Origin of the sequence: Marinobacter vulgaris (genome assembly GCF_003344045.1) — a bacterium.
Classification (GTDB): Bacteria; Pseudomonadota; Gammaproteobacteria; order Pseudomonadales; family Oleiphilaceae; genus Marinobacter; species Marinobacter vulgaris.
Genome location: NZ_QFWX01000009.1, coordinates 1 through 22,102, shown reverse-complemented (window position 1 = coordinate 22,102; position 22,102 = coordinate 1). Strand labels below are relative to the sequence as shown.

The following is a 22,102-nucleotide window of genomic DNA, read 5'->3' as shown; positions in this document are numbered from 1 at the left end:
TAAAAGCCGCCCTGACACTGTGAACCAATGCCGGCGTAGTGTCAGAGTTGCACAAGCCATTCAACGCTTCAATCAGAATCCGGATCCGTTTTGATATGACACAACAGCAAACTCCGCCCGTGGTTCTCGTAGACGGTTCGTCGTACCTCTTCCGGGCCTATCACGCGCTGCCTCCCCTGATGACCAGCAAGGGACATCCTACCGGAGCCATCAAGGGCGTTATCAGCATGATCCGGAAACTGGAACAGGACTTTCCAGGTTCGAAAATGGTGGTGGTGTTTGATGCCAAGGGCAAGACTTTCCGCAATGACCTCTACGAAGACTACAAGGCAACCCGTCCGCCCATGCCCGACGACCTGGCTGTGCAGATCCAGCCAATCCACGACATGGTCCGTGCCATGGGGCTGCCGCTGCTGATAGTCAGTGGCGTGGAGGCTGACGACGTGATCGGCACCCTGGCGGATGAAGCCACCAGCAAGGGCATTGACGTAGTAATCTCCACCGGCGACAAGGACATGGCGCAACTGGTCAGCGACCACGTCACCCTGATCAACACCATGACGGACACCCGCATGGACCGGGATGGCGTGGTGGAAAAATTTGGCATTGCCCCGGAACAGATCGTGGATTACCTGGCGCTGGTAGGCGACAAGGTGGACAACATTCCCGGCGTGAACAAGTGCGGCCCGAAAACCGCCGTCAAATGGTTGCAGACCTGGGACGATCTCGACGAAATCATTGAACACGCCGACGAGGTCAAGGGGAAGATTGGCGAATACCTTCGGGAAGCCAAAGAAACCCTGCCGCTGAGTCGCGAACTGGCCACGATCAAAACCGATGTGGATCTAGAGTTCGGACTGGAAGATCTCAAGCTGCGAACCCAGGACGACGACCAGCTGCTTGAACTGTTCCGTGAGTACGAGCTCCGTTCCTGGATTGCCGAACTCGAGAACGGGGACGGCAAGGCCTCTGCCAGCCAGGAGACTGGCGAGGTCGGGAAAAACGACGGCAAAACCGGTCCTGCAACAGAGAAAAAGTACTCGGTAGTCACCGACCAGTCAGAACTGGACGACTGGATTGACCGCCTAAGCAGGGCCTCCCTCTTCGCTTTTGACACTGAAACCACCAGCCTGCGTTATATGGATGCGCAAATCGTTGGCGTTTCCTTCGCCATCGAGCCTGGCGAAGCCTCTTATGTCCCCCTGGGCCATGACTACATGGGGGCCCCGGAACAACTGGACAGGGACGCCGTACTGCGTCAGCTGAAACCGCTACTGGAAAACCCGGAAAAAGCCAAACTCGGACAGAACCTCAAGTACGACAAAAACGTACTGGCCAATCATGGCATTGACCTGGATGGCATCGCCGAGGACACCATGCTGGAGTCCTACGTCCTCAACTCGGTGGGCTCACGCCACGACATGAACTCCCTGGCCATGCAGTACCTGGGCGAACAGACCATCACTTTTGAATCCATTGCCGGAAAGGGCGCCAAGCAGTTGACCTTCAACCAGGTGAGCCTGGAGCAGGCCGGCCCTTACGCCGCCGAGGACGCCGACATCACCCTGCGCCTGCACCAGGTGTTGCGACCGCAACTGGAGCAAACCGGTCGCCTGAGGGAGGTCTACGAAAACATTGATCTGCCGCTGGTACCGGTGCTGTCGCGGATGGAACAGAGAGGCGCCATGATCAGCGCCAGCACCCTGCGCAAGCACAGTCAGGAACTCGCCGAGCGTATGGCAGAGCTGGAGAGGGAGGCGCACGAAGAGGCCGGGGAAACCTTCAACCTGGGCTCCCCGAAGCAATTACAGACCATCTTCTACGACAAGATGGGCCTGCCGGTGGTAAAGAAAACCCCGAAAGGCGCCCCTTCCACGGCAGAGCCAGTGCTTCAGGAACTGGCCCACGATCACGCCCTGCCCCGGCTGATCCTGGAGCATCGCAGCCTGAGCAAGCTCAAATCGACCTACACAGACACCCTGCCGGAGCTTATCCACCATCGCACGGGCCGGATCCATACCTCCTACCACCAGGCGGTCACGGCCACGGGTCGGTTATCGTCTTCGGAGCCCAACCTGCAGAACATTCCCATCCGCAGCGAACAGGGACGCCGCATCCGCCAGGCGTTTGTGGCGCCGGACGGCTTCAAACTGATGGCCGCGGACTATTCCCAGATTGAACTGCGAATCATGGCCCACCTGTCGGGTGACAAGGGACTGCTGACCGCGTTCGAGAAGGGTGAGGACATCCATCGGGCGACAGCCGGGGAAGTGTTTGGCGTCGCCGTCGACGAGGTGTCGGGAGACCAGCGCCGCAGCGCCAAAGCCATCAACTTCGGCCTTATCTATGGCATGTCGGCCTTCGGTCTGGCCCGCCAGCTCGATGTGGGTCGCGGTCAGGCCCAGGAATACATCGACCGTTACTTCGAGCGTTATCCCGGGGTACTCAGATACATGGATAACATCCGCAAGCAGGCCCATGACGACGGATTCGTGGAAACCCTTTTTGGCCGCCGCCTGTACCTGCCGGAAATCAACGCCCGCAACAAACAGATGCAACAGGCGGCAGAGCGCACCGCCATCAATGCCCCCATGCAGGGAAGCGCAGCGGATATCATCAAACGGGCCATGGTCAGCGTGGAAGACTGGCTGCTGACCAACCACCGGGACGACGCCCGCATGATCCTGCAGGTGCATGACGAATTGATCCTGGAAGTACGGGAGTCAGCGGTGGAGAAGATTCGTGAAGGCCTGGAAAAACGGATGTCGGCCGCTGCCAGACTGGATGTTCCGCTGTTGGTGGAAGCTGGCGTCGGCAACAACTGGGACGAAGCGCACTAGTTCAGCCGACAAGCCCCTTTTTGGGGCGTTTCCATGGGAAACGCCCCGCTTGTGACCATCAATTGCTCACCGGACCGCTTAACCACACCGCTTCATGAGACGGCATGAAATTCGCTTGGTATCAGGATTGTGATACATCTTTCCCGAGGCCGTTACCATGACATTTCTGGCATCTCAAAGAAGCTGGCTATTGGACCCTGGCCTGCTGAAGCTGGTTCACCAGTGCCGACGCCTGATTTACACCGAATTCGGCGTCAAACTGCATCTCACGGAAGAACACCTCGAGCAACAGCTTGCGGACTACGCCCGCAAAACCCGCTCAAGCCAGCTGGCCCGCACCTGGACCACACTCACCGAGCAGGTTCCCCAGCTCAGGGATGTCGAGCCGGAGCAGGAACCCAGACCAGAACGTTCCAAGAGGATTTATCGCGGACAGGTCGTCGGCTGACCGGGAGATCCGGCCAGCCATGGAGCGGGGTTAATCAGAACGATTTGCTGACCTGGACACCGGCGCTCCAGGCGTCCAGTTCATAGGTGCCCTGGAAGCGAGCTGCACCGGGCAAGGGGTCGTCGTTAACGTCGTAGTTCTGCTCGTTAACTTCTTCGTCGTCGAACAGCAGCACGCCGGCAGCCACATCCACGGTCCAGCCTGAGCGGGCATCGGCATACTGCGCACCGAGCGTCAACCATTCACGGTCGCCGGAGGGAATCCGGGCGGTGCGGAAATCGTCATTGACCGGTGACTCATCCCAGGCATAGCCGGTCTTGAAAGCCCATTCCGGCGTCGCCTGCCAGATAGCACCGACATTCGCCTGCCAGGTATCCTGCCAGTTCTCCGACACATGGGAAATCAGGTCGTCATCGCCCAGATTAGGCCCGGTCCGGGAGGATACCGGCCCGTCATCCTCGCGGCTGACAATATCCAGCGCTTCAAAGCGGCTCCATTTCGCCCAGGTTGCACCGGCCAACAGTGTCACCGAGCCTGTAAGGCGGTGGCGCGCACCGAAGGTAATGCTTTCCGGAATTTCCAGGGGAACCATTGCCTTTTCAGTGACTGTCGATTGAACGATCTGCTGGCCAACAGAGCTCTGGTTAATTTGCGGGAAGCCGCGGATTTCCGCTTCGCCCTCCAGCTCGAGCTCTGCGCCAGTCTGGGCAGAAATACCGAACTGGGTCTGCTCGGAAAGCTCCCACAGCATGCCGAAGGCGAAAGTGAGGGCCACATCGTCCCCTTCTACATCCGCGTACCCATCTTTCAGCGCCCCAAACCTGCTGTAATCCTGGAACTTGGTTAGCTTGCCCTCGGCATAGATAACATTAACGCCCGCCCCCATGGAAAAACCATTGCCATCATTGACCGCAATAGAAGGGCTGAAAGCGATGGCCGTCAGTTCCGTTTCGTCGGCAAAAAAGCGGCCCTTGAAGTCGTCGTCATAGTCCGCGGCGAGGCCGTAAGGAGCGTGAATGCCAAAACCCACGTCCAGCCAGTCGTTGACTTCGCGGGTCAGGTAAAAATTAGGAAGGACAGCGGGCTCGGCGATATCGCCGCCGTTTCCGCCGGTTACCGGGCGGCCATCGTCACGGACTGCGCTACCGGTACCTTCCTTGAGTTCGGCATCGATATCGAGGACGGCCGCACCAAATGAAATATTGGTTCCAGACAACTGGCTCATGCCGGCCGGGTTAAAAAATACCGTCGTGGCGTTTTCAGGGTTGGCTGCTGTCCCTGCATTGGCAACACCCATGGCGCTGGCGCTTTGCTCGTTCAGGGAAAAGCCGCCAGCCAGCAAGCTGGCCGGCGCTGCGGCGGCGGCAAAAGTGGCAAAACGGATAGCAGTGTAAAGGTTGGACTTTTTGTTACGCATAATTCCTCCTTGTGGCGTTACCGCGGAGTATACGCACCCCGGGCTGGCAGCCTCAATTGCCAACCCTAATGGTTAATCAGCCTAACGGTTTAATACCAAAGTCTAATCTGGCGACATATCGATCAATCATCCTGGATCGACAACTTGTCGACACTCGAGGCCAGCTTGTCCGCACCCTGGGAGTCAGTGCCAAGCTTTATCATCAGTCGAAGGTCGTTGGCCGAGTCGGCGTGGGCAAGTGCATCCTCGTAGGTGATGGAGCCCTCGGCATAAAGCGTGTAAAGCGCCTGATCAAACGTGCGCATGCCGGTTTCGTTGGACTTGGACATCAGCTCCTTGAGCTTGTGTACCTCACCCTTACGGATCATGTCGGCCGCCAATGGCGTGTTGATCAACACTTCGATAACCGCTTTGCGGCCCTGCCCGTCCGGTGTCGGAATCAGCTGCTGGGCCACGATGGCCTTGAGGTTGAGGGACAGATCCATCCAGATCTGGTTATGCTGCTCCGGCGGGAAGAACTGGATAATCCGGTCCAGCGCCTGGTTGGCGTTGTTGGCGTGCAGGGTGGCGAGACACAGATGGCCGGTTTCGGCAAACTGTACGGAGTATTCCATGGTCTGGCGGGTACGCACCTCACCAATCAGGATAACGTCCGGCGCCTGGCGCAGGGTGTTCTTCAGCGCCACCTCAAAGCTTTCAGTGTCAATGCCCACTTCACGCTGGGTCACGATACAGCCCTGATGCTGGTGAACGAATTCGATCGGGTCCTCGATGGAAATGATATGGCCCCGGCTGTTGCGGTTACGGTGCCCCAGCATGGCTGCCAGGGAGGTCGACTTACCGGTACCCGTGGCGCCCACGAACATGATCAGGCCGCGCTTGGTCATGGCCAACTCCTTGATCACCTCGGGCAGGGCCAGATCATCGATCAGCGGGATCTTAACCTCTATCCGGCGCAGCACCATGCCGCAAAGGTTGCGCTGGAAGAAAGCACTGACACGAAAACGGCCAATCCCCCGGGCGCTGATGGCAAAGTTACATTCGTGGCTTTCCTCGAACTCTGCCCGCTGCTTGTCGTTCATGGACCCGTAAACAAATTCCCTGGTCTGCTCCGGCGTCAGCGCATTCTTGGTAACGGGCAACACTTTCCCGTTTACCTTCATGGAAGGTGGCACACCGGCGGTTATAAAAAGGTCAGACCCACCCTTTTCCACCATCAAACGAAGCAGTTTCTCGAATTCCATTTTGTTACCTTCGATTCATGTTCTTGGTGCACCCGGAGTTTGTTGGAGCGAGGCGGGGAGGCCTTCCGGGAATGTCAAAAACAGGGATGTTTTTGTCAAGCGTACAGGGACGTATTTACAGCGTGTCCCGGAAGGCCTGCCCGCCTCGCGTCTCTCCGAAGTTTCTAGAAATTATCCGGCATCTTCGCCTTCATCCGCGCTGCTTCGCGGGAAATAAGGCCTTTCTTCAACAGTTTCTCCAGGCACTGGTCCAGGGTCGTCATGCCCAGGGAACCACCGGTCTGGATCGCAGAGTACATTTGCGCGATCTTGTCCTCACGGATCAGGTTACGGATCGCCGAGGTGCCGATCATGATCTCGTGGGCGGCAATCCGGCCGCCGCCCATTTTCTTCATCAGGGTCTGGGAGATTACCGCCTGCAACGACTCTGACAGCATGGAGCGAACCATGGACTTCTCTTCGGCGGGGAATACATCCACCACGCGGTCGATGGTCTTGGCTGCGGAGGTGGTGTGCAGGGTGCCGAATACCAGGTGACCGGTTTCTGCCGCGGTCAGTGCCAGGCGGATGGTCTCCAGGTCCCGCAGCTCGCCCACCAGGATGATGTCAGGGTCTTCCCGCAGTGCCGAACGCAGTGCTTCGTTAAAGCCTAGGGTGTCCCGGTGCACTTCGCGCTGGTTGAGCAGGCATTTCTTGGATTCGTGTACGAATTCGATGGGGTCCTCAATGGTGAGGATATGTTCGTAACGGCTGTCGTTGATGTAGTCGATCATCGCCGCCAGCGTGGTGGACTTACCGGAGCCTGTCGGGCCGGTAACCAGCACCAGGCCACGGGGTACTGATGCGATGTCCTTGAAGACCTGCCCCATGCCCAGGTCTTCCATGGTCAGTACTTTTGAGGGAATGGTCCGGAAAACCGCGCCAGCACCCCGGTTCTGGTTGAACGCATTGACACGGAAGCGGGCAACCCCCGGAACCTCGAAGGAAAAGTCGGTTTCCAGAAACTCTTCATAGTCCTTGCGCTGCTTGTCGTTCATGATGTCGTAGATCAGCCCGTGTACTTCTTTGTGTTCCATGGGCGGAAGGTTGATACGGCGAACATCACCATCAACACGGATCATCGGGGGGAGTCCGGCCGACAGGTGCAAGTCTGACGCACCCTGTTTGGCCGAAAAGGCAAGCAGTTCAGTAATATCCATAGGGGTCCTCGGAAGGCTTTTTTCTTTTATCCCGGTATGCACCCGCTTCCGGCGGCAGGCCCCGAACAGCTTCACTTGGCATTTCAGTGACCTGCGGGTAACGTGTCACCGTATCAGTGACAGACCGGAATCGGCGGATTCGAACAATGAGCAGCATAGCAGACAACATCGGGACCGTAACCCGACGCATACAAAAAGCAACATTGAAGGCCGGGCGCAAGCCGGACTCTGTGCATTTGCTGGCCGTGAGTAAAAAACGCGCGGCGGATGACCTTCGCACCGCTTTTGCGGCCGGCCAGCGTGCCTTTGGTGAAAGCTACGTTCAGGAAGCGCTGGACAAGATGGAGACCCTTGCCGATCTGGATACCATAGAATGGCACTTCATCGGCCCCATTCAGTCCAACAAGACTCGCCAGATTGCCAATGCGTTTGACTGGGTCCATAGCGTCGACCGGCTCAAGATTGCGCAACGGCTGGATGAACAACGCGACAGCGCACTGCCTCCCCTGAACGTCTGCCTGCAGGTGAATATCAACAACGAGAGCACCAAGTCCGGCTGCTCACTGGACGACCTCACCGACCTGGCGGATGCCATTGAAGAAATGCCCAATCTGTCGCTCAGAGGGTTGATGGCAATTCCGGACCCCGATCAGCCTGAAGCCGAGTTGCGGTCAAGTTTCCGCAAGCTCGCCAATGCACTTAAAAAGCTGCGCCAGGAGGCACCGGCTTCAGGCCCGCTGGACACCCTGTCGATGGGAATGTCTGACGACCTGGAGATGGCCGTGGAAGAAGGCTCTACCTGGGTCAGGGTAGGCACTGCCCTGTTCGGACCAAGGTAACCTGAGGCTGATGATCGCAGATCCTGTTATCATCACCTGCAGATCGACAACTGACCACTATTGACCCGAACGTGGAGTGAACCTTGAGCACATCACCAACGATTTCATTTATCGGCGCCGGCAACATGGCCAGTGCCATCATCGGTGGCATGCTGGACAGCGGCTTCCAGGCCGCCGATATCTGGGTCAGCGCCCCCGATGACAATCACCTTCAATCCATCCGCAAGCAGTTTGGCGTCAGCGTCACTACCGACAATCGCTATTGCGCCGAGCAGGCGGACATGGTGGTTCTGGCGGTCAAGCCCCAGGTTATGGCGGACGTATGCCGCGACATTGCCCCCGTGGTGCAGAACACCCGCCCGCTGATGGTGTCCATTGCGGCGGGCCTGGAAGCAGCCACCCTGGACGAATGGCTGGGTGGTGGCCTGCCCCTGGTGCGGGTAATGCCGAACACGCCATCCCTGGTAGGCAAGGGGGCGGCCGGCCTTTATGCCAATGACCAGGTAAAGGACAAGCAGAAGACCATGGTGGAGTCGGTCTTCAGCAGCATCGGTTCTGCGCTGTGGGTCGATGAGGAATCGCTCCTTCATGCCGTCACCGCGCTGTCAGGAAGTGGCCCGGCCTACTTCTTCCTCATGCTGGAAGCGCTTGAAGAAGCTGCAACGGACGCGGGTATTGCCGGTGAAACGGCCCGGGCACTGGCGATCCAGACCATGGCCGGCGCCGCTGAAATGGCGGGGCGTAGTGAGCATGATCCCGGCCAGCTGAAACGCAATGTCATGTCTCCTGGCGGCACCACGGAACAGGCTATCCAGACGTTTGAAGAAGGCGGTTTGAGAGACCTTGTCAAAAAGGCTTACTCCGCGGCCTACAAGCGTTCCGGGGAAATGTCGAAAGAACTCGCCAACAAACAGTAACCGATAACGGGAGACACGGCTTCATGCTGGCTGACATTCTGATCACGATCCTGCTTATTGCCTCAACGTTCTACCTGACGATTGTGCTGCTGCGTTTTTTGCTGCAACTGGCAAGAGCCGACTTCTACAATCCGATCACACAGTTTGCGGTCAAGGCAACCAACCCGCTGCTGCGCCCCCTGCGCCGCTTCATACCCGGTTGGGGCGGCATCGACGGCGCTGCACTGGTGCTGGCCGTCATCATTCAGGCGATCACTTTTTTCCTGATCCTGGTCGCCCTTAATGGCGGCATTCCGGCCATCAACCCGCTGACACTGCTGAGCTGGTCGATACTCAATGTGCTGGATCTGATCGTCAAGATCTACTTCTGGTCGGTGATTGCAGTCGTGGTTGTCAGCTGGATTGCTCCGCAAAGCAACCACCCCGCGATCCAGCTGGTCGCCCAGATTACCGAGCCGGTAATGCGACCGGTGCGCAGCGTGATGCCATCCCTGGGTGGGCTGGACCTGTCGCCGATCATCGTCTTCCTGATCCTGAACGTAATCTCAGTGGTCATTGACCACATGAAGATTGCCGCCGGCATGGGATCCATTGTCGGAATGTAGATCACGTCTCAAAAACACACTCCGTTACACTTTGGGACAATCAGACATAGTTACCCCGCAGCTGGTTCATCTGACTGAATCAGCTGCATTTTTTTGCCCCCTACACGTCGCACTGCTGTACACACCCGCGACCGGTCCCGCAATTGTGCCGCTCTCTTGCGGTAACCTTGGCTATATTTCCGGGCTCTGTTTGCCCAACCCGTATCCAACGTAGTCGCCCGCACGTCGCGCAGAAGGATGGTCCGATGAACAAGCAAGGAACCCTGTCGCAGCAGGTAGAGGCCTACCACGGCTGGAAAAAGGAACTGATCAGGCAGATTGGCCGTTATCGGCTGTGGCTGCAGGACAACAACCTGTTTTCGGACGATATCAGCAATCGCATCCGCCACGGACTGGAATTACTGATCGAAGACGAGCTCACCATTGCGTTTGTCGGCGAGTATTCCCGTGGCAAGACGGAACTGATCAACGCCCTGTTCTTTTCCGAGTACGGCCAGCGCATGCTGCCTTCCCAGGCCGGGCGTACCACCATGTGCCCCACGGAGCTGTTCTTCGACCGCACTTCCAATAGCAACTACCTGTTGCTGCTCCCCATCGAAACCCGCACCGGGGAGCTCTCCCTGCAGCAATTACGCAAACAGCCAGAGCGCTGGGTCAAGCACGACCTGGACGAGCGCGACCCGGAAATCATGCGGGAGGTTCTGGGCGAAGTGGCCAGGGTAAAAAGCGTGGCGCCACCGGAGGCCCGGCGGCTGGGTTTCGATGAGGACATGCTTGAGCATGACCGCAACCGGCCCGGCAACGTACTGGTTCCGGCCTGGCGCAATGCCCAGATCAGCATCCGCAATCCCCTGTTTGAACGCGGCCTGAGAATCCTGGACACCCCGGGCCTCAACGCGCTGGGTTCCGAACCGGAACTGACCATCAGTATGCTGCCCCGGGCCCACGCCATCATTTTCCTGCTCAGCGCCGATACCGGTGTTACTGCCAGTGATATGACCATCTGGAAGGAACACATCGACACCGAGCACGCCGACCACCGTGCCGGGCGATTCGCGGTCCTCAACAAGATTGACGTGCTCTGGGACGATCTTCAGGGCGAGAAACACACCCAGGAAGCCATCGAGAAAGTACGCGGCTATACCGCAGATCACCTTGGCATGCGCCAGCAGGACGTGATCCCGCTGTCTGCCAAACAGGGACTCCTGGCCCGCGTAAAGGGCGATGAAACGCTGCTCGCACGCTCCAACCTCGCTCTGCTGGAGCAACTGATCATCCAGCGCATCCTCATGCACAAGGAGCAGTTGATCACCCAGAGCCTGATCAACGACCTGCTGGGCATGCTGCAAAACAGCCAGGCAGCCATGCAGACGCGGCTCAACGCCCTTGAGGAAGAGCTGGAAGCCTGCTCCGGGGTTACCATGGACAAGGAGGCATCGCGTCGCCTGGCCGACCGTGCCCAGCGGGACTACGACTTCTATTACAAGAAGCTGATCACCCTGCGGTCCAGCCGCCGGCTCATGGAATCACAGGGAGGCATGCTCAGGAGCCTGGTCAGCGCCGACCGGTTTGAAGCCCACGCCGAAAAAATCCGCCAGAAAATGTCGAAAAGCTGGACCACGGCCGGCATGAACCAGAGCATGGACCATTTCTTCGAACTTCTGGAGAGCGACCTGACCAACCTGCTCAGCGAGGGGCGACTGGCAGAAAAAATGGTGGGCGCCATCTATCGGCGCTATAACGAAGACACTCGCGCCCGTCACCTCGAGCCAATACCATTGCGCGCCGGGCGTCACGTGATTGCCATTCGCGAGCTGCGCAAGAAAGCAAAACGCTTCCGTATCAGCCCCAAGAACCTGCTGACGGAACAGTCTCTGCTGGTCAGACGTTTCTTTAATGTCATGGTGGCTGAGGCCCGCACGCTGCACCAGCGGGTAAGGTCCGATGTCGAGCGCTGGCCTTCCGAGGCGTTACTGCCCATCATGCAATATTCCCTGGAGCAGAAGCAGTTGCTGGAGCACCAGATCCGCCGGCTGCGGGACATGGTGCGCACTGACCGCGACAGCCGCGCCGAGCGGGAACGGCTGCAGAACACCATCACCGACCTGAAGCGACAACTGGAACTGGCGGAAGCCATGCAACGACAGATCCGCAAACCGGCACCAACCCTGATCCAGCAGAAAGTGGTCAATATCTCGGGAGCTGTGTAGCCCGGGCCTGAGACGGCGGTTGCAGCCGTGCAGACCGGCCTTTAAACTGCTTGGCTGGCAATAGGTCGGCCGCTCCCTTGAGCCCACCGTTATCCTGGGCATCCCGGCGCGGCCATTGCCTCAATCTAGTTGCAGATACTATGGACCGAACCAGGAACCTGTCGCGCCAATGCCCGATCACTTGCCAACGGATTCTGTAGGGATAGTCACCCCTCAGACACTGCACTTTGATACGCCTATTACCCTGGCGTGCGACCGGACACTGGAAAGTTATGATCTGGTCATCGAGACCTATGGCGCGCTCAACGCCGATGCCAGCAACGCGGTACTTATCTGCCACGCCCTCAGCGGCCACCATCATGCCGCCGGCTACCACAGCAAAGAGGACCGCAAACCGGGCTGGTGGGACAGCTGTATCGGGCCTGGAAAACCCATTGATACCAACCGTTTTTTCGTTGTCAGCCTGAACAACCTTGGCGGCTGCCATGGCAGCACCGGCCCCTCCAGCACCAATCCCCAGACCGGCAAGCCCTACGGTCCCGATTTCCCGGTGATCACTGTGCGTGACTGGGTTCACAGTCAGGCTCTGCTGGCGGACCGGCTGGGCATCAACTGCTGGGCAGCGGTTGTGGGCGGCTCCCTGGGGGGTATGCAGGCGCTGCAATGGAGTCTGGATTACCCGGACCGCATCAGGCACGCGGTAGTTATCGCCTCCACCCCGCGCCTGAGTGCCCAGAACATCGCCTTTAACGAGGTTGCTCGCCAGGCGATCACCTCAGACCGGGAATTTCACGACGGCCGTTATTTCGAGCACAACACCCTGCCCCGCCGTGGACTGATGCTCGCGCGCATGGTGGGCCATATCACCTACCTGTCCGACGCTTCCATGGGCGAAAAGTTCGGCCGCGAACTGCGGGATCAGGCCTACAAATTCGGCTACGATGCAGAATTCCAGGTAGAGAGCTATCTGCGCTACCAGGGCGAACGCTTCTCGGAATCGTTTGATGCCAACACCTACCTGCTGATGACCCGGGCGCTGGACTACTTTGACCCCGCCTACGAACATGACAATGACCTGGCGAAAGCCCTGCTTCTTGCCCGCTGCGAATTTCTGGTGCTGTCTTTCAGCACCGACTGGCGCTTCACGCCGGCCCGCTCCCAGGAACTGGTGGATGCCATGATCTCGGCACGCCGCAAGGTCAGCTATGCAGAAATCGACGCCCCCTGGGGCCACGACGCCTTCCTGATTCCGACACCAAGATACACCGCAATCTTCGAATCCTATATGGACAGGGTTGCGCGGGAGGTGGACGTATGAGAACCGACCTGAAAATTATTGAGCAGTGGATCAGCCCGGGCAGTCACGTGCTGGACCTGGGTTGCGGTGACGGCACCCTGCTGGATTACCTGCAACGGGAAAAGCGGGCCACCGGATTTGGCCTGGAAATCAATCCGGACCACATCACCACCTGCATGAGCCGTGGTGTATCTGTTATTGAGCAGAATCTGGACACCCAGGGACTGGGTAACTTTGAAGACCACACGTTCGACACCGTTCTCATGACCCAGGCACTGCAGGCGGTTCGCCGTCCGGACGTGGTCCTCGACGAAATGTTGCGCCTAGGCCGCGAAGGCATTGTCACCTTCCCCAACTTCGCCTACTGGCGATTACGCTGGTACCTGGTACGTCGGGGTCGCATGCCCGAATCCGAAACGCTACCGTATAAGTGGTATAACACCCCCAACATCCACTTGTGCACGTTCAAGGATTTTGAGGCCCTGTGTTATCGCAAGGACTTCCGCATACTGAACCGCACAGTCGTGGATGGTGAGCATCAGGACCACTGGCTCAGCCGCCTCTGGCCAAATATGTTGGGACAGATTGCCATTTATCGGATAACCCGGGAGGGATCATGATCAAGACCATTCGCACCCAGTTCGTTGCCCTGACAGCACTGATATGCCTGTCTTTCTTTGCGACACAGAGCCACGCCGGCTCGAAGGATTTTGGTGAGTACCAGGTGCACTGGAGCGTATTTCCCAGCACATTCCTGGCACCGGAGATAGCCCGCGAGAACAACCTGAACCGCAGCAAAAGCATTGGTATCGTGAATATATCCATTATGCGGGAAACCGAAGACGGTGGGCTGGAACCCGTCTCGGGGCAAGTGGAAGGCAAAGTGCTCAATGATGTGCAGCAGGTAAAATTCCTCGGTTTTCGCCGCATACAGGAAGGCGATGCCGTGTACTTTATCGCAGAATACCAGTACAGCAGCGCCGAACTGATGACCTTCCAGATAACCGCAAGGCCCACGGGTAGCAATCAGGACCTTCCCGTTCGCTTCGCCCACACGCTGTTCAATGACAGATGACTGAAACCACTGACAGACTGGTTATTGCCAGTAACAACAGAGGCAAGATTGCCGAACTGACGGAATTGCTGAAGCCGCTGGGGCTGACGCCGGTCGCACAGGGCGATCTGGACGTTGGCGAAGCAGAGGAGCCGGCGGTCACCTTTGTGGAAAATGCCATTCTCAAGGCCCGCCATGCCGCCCGCGCGACCGGCTTACCAGCCCTGGCAGACGATTCCGGGCTGGCAGTTGACGCGCTGGATGGTGAACCCGGCGTGCGCTCTGCGCGCTTCGCTGGAAAGTCTGCCAGTGATGAAGACAATGTGCGGGCGCTGTTATCGGCGCTGAAAGGCGTGCCTGAAAATCAGCGCACCGCCCAGTTTCACTGCGTGCTGGTCTACCTGCGCCACGCCGATGACCCTACGCCGCTTATATGCCATGGCCGCTGGCCAGGCCGGATACTGGAGCAGCCCAGGGGCGAGGGCGGGTTCGGGTACGATCCGGTATTCCTGGTTCCGGAAACAGGCACCAGCGCCGCCGAGCTGTCCCGCCAGGACAAGGGCCGGATAAGCCATCGCGGACGCGCGCTCACCCTGCTCCTTGAGCAGCTGGGCACGGGTGCGACGTGATCATGGCCTTGCCGCACGCCTGGCGGGACAGCCCGCTACCACCGCTGAGCCTGTACATCCACGTTCCCTGGTGCGTGAAAAAATGCCCCTATTGTGATTTCAACTCCCATGCGTTGACCGGGGACATTCCTGAAGACCGCTACCTGCAGGCTATCATGGAGGATCTCACCAGCGACCTGACGCTGGTTCAGGGTCGCAGCATCCAGACGGTGTTTATCGGCGGTGGGACACCGTCACTGATGTCGCCGGACTTCTATGAGAACCTGTTTCACCGGCTGCGGGCACATCTCAGCTTCGCCGACGATGCCGAGGTTACCCTGGAGGCCAACCCGGGAACCGTTGAACAACATCGTTTCCGGGGCTTCCGCGCAGCAGGAATCAACCGCCTTTCCATCGGCATCCAGAGTTTCAATGCGCAGCGTCTGAAAGCGCTGGGGCGCATTCACGACGACAGGGCTGCCCATGAAGCCATCGAAGCGGCGCGCAACGCCGGCTTCGACAACTTCAACCTGGACCTGATGCACGGATTGCCCGACCAGACACCGGAACAGGCCATTGCTGATCTGGAAGCTGCCCTGGCATGGGAACCTCCACACCTGTCCTGGTACCAGCTGACCCTTGAACCCAATACCGAATTCTACAGCCGCCCACCGCCATTGCCGGACGAGGACAATCTCTGGGAGATCTATCGCCAGGGCTCGGATTATCTGCACCAACAGGGTTTCACGGATTACGAGGTGTCGGCCTGGAGTCGCCCGGGGATGGCGTCCCGCCACAACCTGAATTACTGGATGTTTGGCGACTATCTGGCGCTGGGTGCGGGTGCCCATGGAAAAATCACCCTTCGCAATGGTGAAATACGGCGGTTCTGGAAAACCCGGCAACCCGAAGCCTACCTGAACCGGATTGGCAGCCGAACCGCCGGCAGCCAGGCAATCGAGCCTGACGAGCGCGCCCTGGAATTCCTGATGAATGCCCTGCGCCTGACATCCGGGGTGCCGGAAAACCTGTTCAAAGAACGTACAGGTTTACCCCTGAGTGCAGTTGCGGTAAAACTTGACGAGTTAAGATCAGAAAACCTGCTGGAGCCGGGAAGAATACAGACCACGGAACTCGGACAGCGATACCTGAACAGCCTGCTGGAGCGCTTTCTCTGATGTCACTGCCGCGCCTTCTGACCCTTTTTCCCAAACGGCTCAATCTGAGCCTTCTGGCGACAGCGGTGCTTCTGCTCATTCTGGTGCTGGTCAACCAGCCACTGCAGACAGGCTCCGCCCCCCAGGGCATCGTCAGTTTCCAGATGGCCGCGACGGCAGATCAGTCGATGGCCATCATCCGTAGCTGGCGCCAGGATGGGCTGCACTGGGCCCGGATTTCTCTTTGGCTGGACTTCCTGTTTGTCCCCGCTTACCTGTTCACCCTGATTTTCCTCACCAACCACCTCAGTCGGGATCGCCCGGGCGTACGCGAGCGTAATGTGGCACGCTGGGTCAAAGCTCTGTTCGTGGCTGCAGGTACCGGGGACATGGCGGAAAACATCCTGCTACTCAACAATATGGACCCGCCAACGGACATGGTCAGCCTGTCTGCGACCGTCTGCGCGCTGATCAAGTTCACCGGGCTCATGCTGGGTGCTGCCGGCCTGGTTATTATCCGCGCCGCCAGGCGCCGCCCGATGGCCCACGGATAATCTTTCCAGAATCCCGGCGCTAGTTTGTACGGTAGAACACCAGATCCCGCACACCGTGCCCCAGGTTCTCGCCGCGCTTCTCGAACTTGGTAACCGGGCGATCCTCGGGGCGAGGGGAATACTGACCCGGCTCCTGGGTGTTTGCGAAACCTTCCGACTCGCTCATGATCTCCATCATGTATTCCGCGTAGTTTTCCCAGTCTGTGGCCAGATGCAGTATACCGCCGACACGGAGCTTGTGGCGCAAGCGCTGGACAAAGTCATGCTGGATCAACCGGCGCTTGTGATGGCGTTTCTTGTGCCAGGGATCCGGGAAAAATACCATGACGCGGTCCAGCGCGGCGTCCGGCAGACACAGATCAATCACATCGTTGGCATCGATGGCGTAGATCCGGACGTTCTCCAGCCCCCTGTCCTCGATTTCCTTCAACAGGGCACCGACACCTGGAAGATGCACCTCCACACCAATAAAATCCTGTTCAGGAGCCGCTTCAGCCATGTCCGCCAGCGATTTTCCCATGCCAAACCCGATCTCGAGATTCAGCATGTTATCCCGGCCAAACACCTCTCGCGGATCGATCATGCCCTGCTCGCGAGTCAGACCATATTTCGGCCAGCTACGCTCATAGGCCTTTTTCTGGCCTTCCGTCATCCGCCCCTGGCGCAACACAAAACTTCGCACGCCACGGCGAGTGGTTACGGAAACATCGTTGTGATCAGTCATCTGACGTCCTCGGCCGCCCTCTGGCGGTTCATCTTCAATGGATTATAGCGACAGTTTACCAGAGTGAATTGCTGCCGACGCCACCACAAAGCCAGGTTTCTGTGTCCCTCACCCCCTGTCTACGCCCAAACCGGCTACACCGAAACCTGGGCATTCCGGGTCTGCTGGCGGTCCAGCTTCCGATAGCCAAGCGCCTCCACCAGATGGCCACGACCAATGTGTTCCTGAGCCTCCAGATCAGCAAGGGTTCGAGCAACCCGCAGAATGCGGTGCAAGGCCCGGGCCGAGAGACCCAGGCGCTCCATCGCCGCAGACAACATGGTTTCACTGGCCGCGTCCACCTGACAGTACTCATGAAGCTCGTTGCCGCTCAGGGCGGAATTCACCACACCCCGCAGAAGCTGGCATTTGCGCGCTGATTTTACCCGTTCCCGCACAACCGCACTGGACTCGCCATCGCCTCCCCGCTGCATAAGCACCTCACCGCTTTGCACCGGGACCTCCACGTGGAGATCGAAGCGGTCCAGCAATGGCCCGGATATTTTTGCCCGATAACGGAGCACCTGGGGTGGCGTGCACTGGCACTCAATCGTAGGATGCCCCAGGTAGCCGCAAGGGCACGGGTTCATGGCAGCCACAACCTGAAACCGGGCGGGAAAAGTCACCTGCCTGGCCGCCCGGCTGATCGCAATCTCGCCGGATTCCATGGGTTCCCTCAGCACCTCCAGCACCTGACGCCCAAACTCCGGAAGTTCGTCGAGAAACAGCACACCACGGTGGGCCAGCGAGATTTCACCCGGTCGCGGGCTGCTGCCACCACCCACCATGGCGACAGACGAAGCGGTATGATGGGGCGCCCGATAAGGCGGCCGACACCAGTCATGATCCTGGATCGGCAGACCGGCCACGGAATGGATACTGGCTACCTCCAGGGCGAATTCCGTGGTCATGGGTGGCAGAATCCCCGGCAGGCGGCTGGCCAGCATGCTTTTGCCGGTGCCCGGAGGGCCAAACATCAAGATGTTATGGTAGATTACACCAAACAATTCCTGACTACAGGTAAAGCGTCTTATGAAGCCAAAAGCATACTCCTACATTCGCTTTTCCTCAGCGGAGCAAACGAAAGGCCATAGTAGCAAGCGTCAACTTGAGAGAGCGAAGGAGTATGCGAAGAGCAAAAACTTAGATTTGGTGGCCGAGCAGGAATACGCTTTTCTTGATGCTGGCAAGAGCGCATACAAAGCTCAACATCTATCAGATGATGGCGAGTTGAAAAGGTTTCTGTCCTTAGTTGAAGATGGCTCCATCAAAAAAGGTTCTTACTTACTCATTGAAAATCTAGACCGCTTATCTAGAGAGCGAGTGAGCGTGGCATTACCCAGGTTTATGGACCTTTTAAGATCCGAGATCAAAGTAGTGACGCTTACCGATGAACGAGTCTACGACGAAAATTTCAACGAACTCGACTTAATTGTTTCTATAGTTCAGATGTCCCGTGCTCACGAGGAGTCCGCCAGCAAAGGCTACAGAGTTTCAAAAGCTTGGAAAAATAAACAAGACCAAGCCAGAAATTCCAAGACGCCAATCGGCAGAGCTTGCCCAAGCTGGCTCGAAATTCGATCAGAACAATATGAAATTATCGAGAGTCGCTCAAAAATTGTCAGTCTTATTTTTGAGCTCACCTGTAAAGGTTATGGTAGAACCAGAATTGTAAAGCACCTCAACGAATCCCAGATTGCACCATTCGGATCTGTGGACGACGGTGGACCCTCATCTAGACGCAATAAGTCCGGTTTGTGGGGCACGTCGTCGATTGCAAAAATTCTCTCGAATAAAGCAGTCATTGGGGAGTATCAACCGCATCGATCAACCGCCTCTGGGCGAGTACCGTCTGGAGAGACTGTAAAAGACTACTATCCCCCGGTCATATCTGAAGAGCTCTTCTATAGAGCTCAGAAAGCTATCTACGATAGGAAAATAAGCGGAGAAACTCGACAAGCCAGTGGCTTCAATTTTTGGCAAAAAATCACTTTTTGCGCGCAATGCTTAAGCCCGATGCACTTAATCAACAAAGGCTCTCCTCCAAAAGGATATAAATATTTAGTCTGTTCGAAAAGTAGAAAAGGATCTTGTTCAGGCCGTCATTTTCGCTACGATCATCTTGAAAAATATATTCCCAGAGCACTTTTCATGCTTGATTCATTGCCTTTGGTTCAAGGGAATAATTCAAAAATAAAAAAAGAACTTGAGTCTCTTGAAGGTAAAAACGTAGATTTATCCGAAAAAATTCAAAAATATATCGAGCTGATGCAAAAATTCCCTTCCGAAGCCACTGCGAAAATTTTACATGAATCTGAACATGCAATTTCGAAAATAAACTCTGAGATATTAGAGCTAACCAATCTTCTTAACTTCGAGTTCGTTTCCAACTGGGGAGACTTCGTGGCGAAAATTGACCTTCAATCGCCAGAGGGCAGATTTCAAGCAAACTCCCTAGTAAGAAGGCTTGGAATTGTTTTCACTTTAGACTCGAAGAAGNNNGTAACCGTCCGGTAATCCCATCTTGAGCCAGGCGCTGCCGCCGTCAGGATAGTGTCCACTTATTTTCTAGTGGACACTTCACATGAACGAATTAAGCGTAACCAAGCCCTACCAACGCCGTCGCCGGTTTTCCCGGGAATTCAAAGCCCAGATTGTTGCCCAATGCCAGGAACCCGGTGCCTCCGTTTCCCGGATTTCGCTGGATAATGGCCTCAATGCGAACATGGTCCGGCGCTGGATCAATGAGGCGCGACGAGCGCCTGAAGCTCCAGCGACAACGCCGGGGTTCGTGCCGGTCAATCTGCCAGCGGCACCCTCTGCACCGAGCTACCAGTCAGGCTCGGATAAGCGAAACACCATCCGCATCGAGATTCCCCGCGCCGGTGGCGCGATGGTGGTGGAGTGGCCGGCGGAACACGCACACCAGTGTGCTGCACTGTTGCGGGACCTGCTGAGATGATCCGAATCGACGAGATCTGGCTGGCCACCGAACCGCTGGACATGCGGGCGGGACCGGACAAGGCCTTGGCGCGAGTCATCCAGGTGTTTGGTTCAGCCAGACCCCATTGCGCCTATCTGTTTGCCAACAAACGGGGCAACCGGATGAAGGTGCTGATCCACGATGGCCTGGGCATTTGGCTGTGTGCCCGCCGGCTGAACCGGGGCAAGTTCCACTGGGGCGAATCCTGGCGCGGTGACCAGCTGCGCCTGACCGAAGAGCAGTTGTCCGCCCTAGTTCAGGGCTTGCCCTGGCATCGCCTTGGGGCCGACGGCGTTATCTCCATCCTGTAACCACAAGCTGAGAGATATCGCCATAGCCAAAACTGCGAATCGCTTGCAGCACAAGGGCTTGGCATACTAAGGGGCATGACTCAGCGCCCCGATATCAACCATCTCTCTGCCGATCAGCTCCGTGCACTGGCGACGGAACTGATGGACTCCCTGGACGCCCGGGATCAAGTCCTGAGCAAGAAGGATCGTGAGTTGGTGCGCAGCAACGCTATCATCGAGAAGCTGACCCACGAAGTCGCCATCCTCAAGCGTCACAAGTATGCCCGTCGCAGTGAACAACTCGATGCGGTTCAGGGGAAACTGCTGGACGAACTGATCGACAGCGACCTGGCCGCCATTGAAGCCGAGCTGGACCAGGCGATGACCGAGGAGCAGAAAGCTGCGCGGCCAAAACAAAAACCAAAACGCACCCCGCTGCCACCAGAACTACCCCGCACCCTGATTCACCACGAACCGGACAATACTCAGTGCCAGTGCGGCTGCCAGCTCAAGCGCACCGGTGAGGACGTCAGCGAGAAGCTGGATTATGTCCCCGGCGAGTTCACGGTGGAACGCCACATCCGTGGCAAGTGGGCCTGCGACAAATGCGAGACACTGATCCAGGCACCGGTACCGTCGCAGGTGATTGATAAGGGCATTCCCACCGCCGGCCTGCTGGCTCAGGTGCTGGTGGCCAAATACGCGGACCATCTACCACTGTACCGTCAGGAACGCATCTTCGGTCGCGCTGGCCTGGAAATCCCTCGCTCCACCCTGGCCGAATGGGTAGGTGCCTGCGGTGTGCAGTTGCAGCCCTTGGTGGATGCGCTGAGAAATGCTCTATTGGAACACAGCGTTCTGCATGCGGACGAAACGCCGGTCAGCATGCTGGCTCCGGGCAAGAAGAAAACCCACAAGGCTTACGTCTGGGCCTACTGCACCACACCGTTCTCGGACCTGAAAGCCACCGTTTATGACTTCGCGCCCAGCCGTGCAGGCGAACACGCCCGCAACTTCCTGGGTGACTGGCAGGGCAAGCTGGTCTGTGATGATTATGCTGGTTACAAGGTCGGGTTCGGCAACGGCATTACCGAAATCGGCTGCATGGCCCACGCCCGGCGCAAGTTCTACGACCTGCACGAAGCCAACAAGAGTGAGCTGGCTGCCAAGGCTCTGGAGTACATCGGCGGACTTTACGAGATCGAGCAGGATACCAAAGACCTGCCGCCGGACAAACGAAAGGAAATCCGGGAAGCCAAAGCCAAACCACTTGCTGACGCACTTCATCAATGGATGCTGTCGCATCGCCAGAAGGTGCCGGATGGTTCCGGCACGGCCAAAGCGTTGGACTACAGTCTCAAACGGTGGGAAGCGCTGACGCGCTACCTGGACGATGGCGCTGTGCCCATCGACAATAACTGGGTGGAAAACCAGATACGGCCCTGGGCATTAGGCCGCTCCAACTGGCTGTTCGCCGGATCACTGCGCAGTGGCCAGCGTGCGGCCGCTGTGATGACACTGATCCAGTCAGCAAAGCTGAACGGGCATGATCCCTATGCCTACCTGAAGGATGTGCTGACCCGACTGCCGACGCAGAAGAACAACGCCATCGACGAGCTATTACCCCACAACTGGAAGCCGGCTACCCCAGACAAGGTGTAATGCCCAGACGCTTAC

At 57.7% G+C, this 22,102-nt stretch carries 20 protein-coding genes and 1 pseudogene; 16 read left to right on the top strand and 5 right to left on the bottom strand.

Going from position 1 to position 22,102, the window contains the following annotated elements; genetic code table 11:
- The first annotated feature begins 95 nt into the window (after positions 1-95).
- Both polA and DIT71_RS16585 read left to right on the top strand, forming a co-directional pair.
- Complete coding sequence (gene polA, locus DIT71_RS16590) at positions 96-2,840, top strand: DNA polymerase I (RefSeq protein WP_114614353.1); 2,745 nt, start codon at positions 96-98, stop codon at positions 2,838-2,840.
- Between the two features lie 157 nt (positions 2,841-2,997).
- Complete coding sequence (locus DIT71_RS16585; RefSeq protein ID WP_114614352.1) at positions 2,998-3,288, top strand: hypothetical protein; 291 nt, start codon at positions 2,998-3,000, stop codon at positions 3,286-3,288.
- 34 nt (positions 3,289-3,322) lie between these two features.
- On the opposite strand, the gene DIT71_RS16580 is transcribed toward DIT71_RS16585, so the two are convergent.
- From DIT71_RS16580 to DIT71_RS16570, 3 genes are all read right to left on the bottom strand, one after another.
- Positions 3,323-4,705 (bottom strand): OmpP1/FadL family transporter, encoded by a 1,383-nt coding sequence (locus DIT71_RS16580; protein ID WP_114614351.1) that lies wholly within the window; start codon positions 4,703-4,705, stop codon positions 3,323-3,325.
- A 122-nt stretch (positions 4,706-4,827) separates the two neighbouring features.
- Complete coding sequence (locus DIT71_RS16575) at positions 4,828-5,949, bottom strand: PilT/PilU family type 4a pilus ATPase (protein WP_114614350.1); 1,122 nt, start codon at positions 5,947-5,949, stop codon at positions 4,828-4,830.
- A gap of 164 nt (positions 5,950-6,113) precedes the next feature.
- Entirely contained in the window at positions 6,114-7,148 is a 1,035-nt protein-coding gene (locus DIT71_RS16570; protein WP_007154266.1) for a type IV pilus twitching motility protein PilT, read from the bottom strand.
- A gap of 146 nt (positions 7,149-7,294) precedes the next feature.
- Between DIT71_RS16570 and DIT71_RS16565 the strand changes: the two genes are divergently transcribed.
- The 10 genes from DIT71_RS16565 to DIT71_RS16520 all read left to right on the top strand — a co-directional run bounded on the left by DIT71_RS16565 (position 7,295) and on the right by DIT71_RS16520 (position 16,389).
- Entirely contained in the window at positions 7,295-7,987 is a 693-nt protein-coding gene (locus DIT71_RS16565) for a YggS family pyridoxal phosphate-dependent enzyme (RefSeq protein WP_114614349.1), read from the top strand.
- An 83-nt stretch (positions 7,988-8,070) separates the two neighbouring features.
- Positions 8,071-8,904 carry a pyrroline-5-carboxylate reductase gene (gene proC, locus DIT71_RS16560; RefSeq protein WP_114614348.1) on the top strand — a complete coding sequence of 278 codons (834 nt, stop codon included), beginning with the start codon at positions 8,071-8,073 and terminating at the stop codon, positions 8,902-8,904.
- 23 nt (positions 8,905-8,927) lie between these two features.
- On the top strand, positions 8,928-9,509 hold the full coding sequence (locus tag DIT71_RS16555; protein WP_114614347.1) for a YggT family protein: 582 nt from the start codon (positions 8,928-8,930) through the stop codon (positions 9,507-9,509).
- 245 nt (positions 9,510-9,754) lie between these two features.
- Entirely contained in the window at positions 9,755-11,719 is a 1,965-nt protein-coding gene (locus DIT71_RS16550; RefSeq protein ID WP_114614346.1) for a dynamin family protein, read from the top strand.
- A gap of 169 nt (positions 11,720-11,888) precedes the next feature.
- Entirely contained in the window at positions 11,889-13,037 is a 1,149-nt protein-coding gene (gene metX, locus DIT71_RS16545; RefSeq protein WP_114614345.1) for a homoserine O-succinyltransferase MetX, read from the top strand.
- A complete protein-coding gene (gene metW / locus DIT71_RS16540) occupies positions 13,034-13,636 on the top strand; it encodes a methionine biosynthesis protein MetW (protein ID WP_114614344.1) in 603 nt (200 codons plus the stop codon). The genes metX and metW overlap by 4 nt, the downstream gene beginning before the upstream one ends.
- On the top strand, positions 13,633-14,091 hold the full coding sequence (locus DIT71_RS16535) for a DUF4426 domain-containing protein (protein ID WP_114614343.1): 459 nt from the start codon (positions 13,633-13,635) through the stop codon (positions 14,089-14,091). The genes metW and DIT71_RS16535 overlap by 4 nt, the downstream gene beginning before the upstream one ends.
- Positions 14,088-14,699 carry an RdgB/HAM1 family non-canonical purine NTP pyrophosphatase gene (rdgB, locus tag DIT71_RS16530; RefSeq protein WP_114614342.1) on the top strand — a complete coding sequence of 204 codons (612 nt, stop codon included), beginning with the start codon at positions 14,088-14,090 and terminating at the stop codon, positions 14,697-14,699. Before DIT71_RS16535 ends, rdgB begins: the two co-directional genes overlap by 4 nt.
- Before the next feature lie 2 nt (positions 14,700-14,701).
- Positions 14,702-15,856 carry a radical SAM family heme chaperone HemW gene (gene hemW, locus DIT71_RS16525; protein WP_114614341.1) on the top strand — a complete coding sequence of 385 codons (1,155 nt, stop codon included), beginning with the start codon at positions 14,702-14,704 and terminating at the stop codon, positions 15,854-15,856.
- The gene (locus tag DIT71_RS16520) at positions 15,856-16,389 is read left to right on the top strand and encodes a hypothetical protein (protein WP_114614340.1); all 534 of its coding nucleotides are present in this window, start codon (positions 15,856-15,858) and stop codon (positions 16,387-16,389) included. Before hemW ends, DIT71_RS16520 begins: the two co-directional genes overlap by 1 nt.
- Before the next feature lie 19 nt (positions 16,390-16,408).
- Here the strand turns inward: DIT71_RS16520 and trmB are convergent, their stop codons facing one another.
- Positions 16,409-17,113: a tRNA (guanosine(46)-N7)-methyltransferase TrmB gene (gene trmB, locus DIT71_RS16515; protein ID WP_114614339.1), complete on the bottom strand. Its 705-nt coding sequence runs from the start codon at positions 17,111-17,113 to the stop codon at positions 16,409-16,411.
- 134 nt (positions 17,114-17,247) lie between these two features.
- Positions 17,248-18,141, bottom strand: a pseudogene (locus DIT71_RS16510) (YifB family Mg chelatase-like AAA ATPase); the annotation flags it as partial.
- Positions 18,142-18,184: 43 nt separating this feature from the next.
- On the opposite strand from DIT71_RS16510, the gene DIT71_RS16505 reads away from it, so the two are divergent.
- The 4 genes from DIT71_RS16505 to tnpC all read left to right on the top strand — a co-directional run bounded on the left by DIT71_RS16505 (position 18,185) and on the right by tnpC (position 22,087).
- Entirely contained in the window at positions 18,185-19,669 is a 1,485-nt protein-coding gene (locus tag DIT71_RS16505; protein WP_114614338.1) for a recombinase family protein, read from the top strand.
- A 67-nt stretch (positions 19,670-19,736) separates the two neighbouring features.
- Positions 19,737-20,114, top strand: coding sequence for an IS66-like element accessory protein TnpA (gene tnpA, locus DIT71_RS16500; protein WP_114614337.1), 378 nt, complete (start codon positions 19,737-19,739; stop codon positions 20,112-20,114).
- Positions 20,111-20,446, top strand: a complete 336-nt coding sequence (gene tnpB, locus DIT71_RS16495) for an IS66 family insertion sequence element accessory protein TnpB (protein WP_114614336.1) — start codon at positions 20,111-20,113, stop codon at positions 20,444-20,446. The genes tnpA and tnpB overlap by 4 nt, the downstream gene beginning before the upstream one ends.
- Positions 20,447-20,521: 75 nt before the next feature.
- Entirely contained in the window at positions 20,522-22,087 is a 1,566-nt protein-coding gene (gene tnpC / locus DIT71_RS16490; protein WP_114614335.1) for an IS66 family transposase, read from the top strand.
- Positions 22,088-22,102 lie beyond the last annotated feature (15 nt).